Here is a 2,621-nt window from a genome sequence, read left to right on the forward strand (position 1 = left end):
ACTGCCGCCGCTGGTCGCGCTGGAAAACCTGATCGCTGATCAACGCGCGGCGCGGCTGACCCCATCGGTGCCGCTGGCAAGCAACATTGTCATCGTCACCTTCGACGAAGCCAGCCTGGCGGCCCTGCCATCGCGGTCGCCAATCGATCGGCAGGCGCTGGCAACCATCATCGAACGCGTCGATGCGGGCCGCCCGCGCGCGATCGGACTTGATATCCTGCTCGACCAACCAACCAGCCCGGCGGCCGACGCGCGCCTTGCTGCCGTGCTGGCGCAGGCGCAGGCACCGATGGCACTCGCTGCGTCCATGCCGCGCGTCGGTGCCTTTGAAGCGCGGATGCTTGGCCGGCAGCCACGGCGGCCGCCGGTGTTGCAGGCCGATGCCGACGATGGCGTGGTGCGCCAGTTGGCGGTGCCGGCCGGAAGCAGCTTTGCCGCATTGCTGGCGGCGCGCGCTGGTGCCGCTGTTGGCAGCCCTTCTGCCAGCCGGTTCGGCGTGCCGCGCACAGCTGAAGGCGCCTTGCCGTTTGCGCGCATTCCGGCACGGTCGCTGCTGGCCGGCGATGTCGGTGCATCGGTGTTCACGGGTCGCATCGTGCTGATCGGGTCAACAGCGCCCGGCAACGATCAGCACCCGACACCGCTCCGGGTTTTTGGCGGCGCCGATGCGGCGGGCACGCCGGGTATCGCCATTCACGCCTATCAGTTGCGCGCCCTGCTGGGCGCGGGCGATGCGCCCTTCACCTCGATCTGGCGTGATCTGCTGCTCGCGGGGCTGGCGGCGTCGACCGGCATCGTTCTGGCGCGGATGCGGCTGCACCCGGCACTCCGCACAGGCCTTGCCGGCCTGGCACTGGCTTTATTGGGATTGGTGGGATTTGCCGCCTTTGCGGCCGATTTCTGGCTGGCAAACCTTGTTGCCGCCGGCCTTGCCCTTGTCACGGGGCTGGCGATCGGCAGTGCGCAGGCGCTGCGGGCCAGTCACCGGCAATCGCAGCTGATCCAATCGACGTTCGAACAATTTCTTGCCCCCGATATCGTTGCCCAATTGATGCGCCACCCGGATCGGGTGACGGCTGGAGCCGCGCCGCGCGAAATCGCGGTGCTGTTCACCGATCTTGGCGGTTTCACGTCTTTGGTGGAACGCATGTCGCCAGCGGCGGGCGAAACGCTGCTCAATTCCTATCTCGCGCTGCTCAGCGGAATCGTTATCCAGCATGGCGGCACCATCGACAAGATCGTCGGCGACAGCATCCACGCCATTTTCGGTGCGCCGCTTGATCAGCCCGATGCAGCCGCACGCGCCTGCGCCTGCGCGCTGGAAATCGATGCCGCCGCCGAGGCATTTCGCCGTGATCATGCCGCCGCCCGGCTGGAGGCCACGCGCATAGGTGTGCATTTCGGCACGGCGCTGGTCGGGAATTTCGGCGGCCGGGACCGGCTGGACTATACCGCGCACGGCCCGGTGATGAACATCGGCGCGCGGCTGGAGCACGCCAACAAGGCATTGGGCACCCGCGTTTGCATATCAGCGGTCACTCTGGCCGCCGCACGGGACGATCGTGAAATATGGCTTCCAGTGGGCAGCTTGGCCTTGCGCGGCGTTGCCGATCCACTGGCGGTGCTGACACCGGCACTGCCAACGCTTGATCGCAGCGCCTATGCAGCGGCGCTGGCGCTGGTGCCGGCCAACCCGCTGGCTGCACTGGCAGCGATGAAAGCGCTGGGCAGTGATCACCCGGTGGTGCTGCTCCATATCGTTCGTTTGCAGCAAGGGCTGGCCACGACGCTGATCGACCTGAGTTGAGGCCTCAGAAATCCAACAGGTCGGACAGGGCGGCCGGGTCGACGATCACCAGCACGGCACCGTCGCTGCGGATGCTGCCATCGGCGCGCCAGCGGCTGAAGGTTTTGGACACCGATTCGCGTGTGGCGTGCACGCGCACCGAAAGTTCGGTGATGGTTGGCGGCGCCGCAATTACCGCTTGGCCCGGCACCGCACTCGGCCGCGCCAGCCGCAACAATTCGGCCGCCACGCGCGACGGAATCGGCGCTGCGGCCATGGCAAAGGTGCGATCGCTGGTCTCACGCAGGCGCGCGGCAAGTTGCAGTGCCACGCCCTGCGCAAACGCTGCGTTTTCGGCCAGCAGGATGCCGAACTGCACCGCTTCGATTCGAATCGCCGATAAAGGCTCCTGCGCCACTGCGGACCCCGATCGCGGCCCGCCGTCGATCACCGCAAGTTCGCCGATCAATTCGCCCGGCAAGCGATGGGCCAGAACAACCAGATCGCCGTCTCGCGATACCCGAAACACCCGCGCGCGCCCTGCCAGCAACAGCCAGGCGGCATCGGCGTCTGCGTCTTCCTGAAGAAATACCGTGCCTTGCGCAATGGTGACATGCCGCAGCCCGGCCGAGCCCGCGGCCAGCTCTTGTTGCAATATCAGCGCAAGATCGGGGGCCGCCACCCTGCAAGGGCTAGTCGCAATGCGGGCTTCCCGTCAATTGCACACGCGTGTGAAGCGCTTCACGGCGCCATTCCCCGATAGCACGGCATGACAGCAGCAGGATCGGAGAACCCGTCATGCCGCTTGCCACCATCAGCCCGCTTTCCCGCCGCC

2 protein-coding genes are annotated in these 2,621 nt (G+C 66.8%); one reads left to right on the forward strand and one right to left on the reverse strand.

Annotated elements, in window-relative coordinates; genetic code table 11:
• Window positions 1-1,807: adenylate/guanylate cyclase domain-containing protein (locus RMO81_RS14570; RefSeq protein ID WP_310476633.1), on the forward strand; the 1,807-nt coding region annotated here is incomplete at its 5' end.
• 4 nt (window positions 1,808-1,811) lie between these two features.
• Here the strand turns inward: RMO81_RS14570 and RMO81_RS14575 are convergent.
• A complete protein-coding gene (locus RMO81_RS14575) occupies window positions 1,812-2,441 on the reverse strand; it encodes a Crp/Fnr family transcriptional regulator (protein ID WP_310476634.1) in 630 nt (209 codons plus the stop codon).
• Between the last annotated feature and the right edge of the window lie 180 nt (window positions 2,442-2,621).

It is taken from the genome of Sandarakinorhabdus sp., assembly GCF_031422795.1.
Lineage (GTDB): Bacteria > Pseudomonadota > Alphaproteobacteria > Sphingomonadales > Sphingomonadaceae > Sandarakinorhabdus.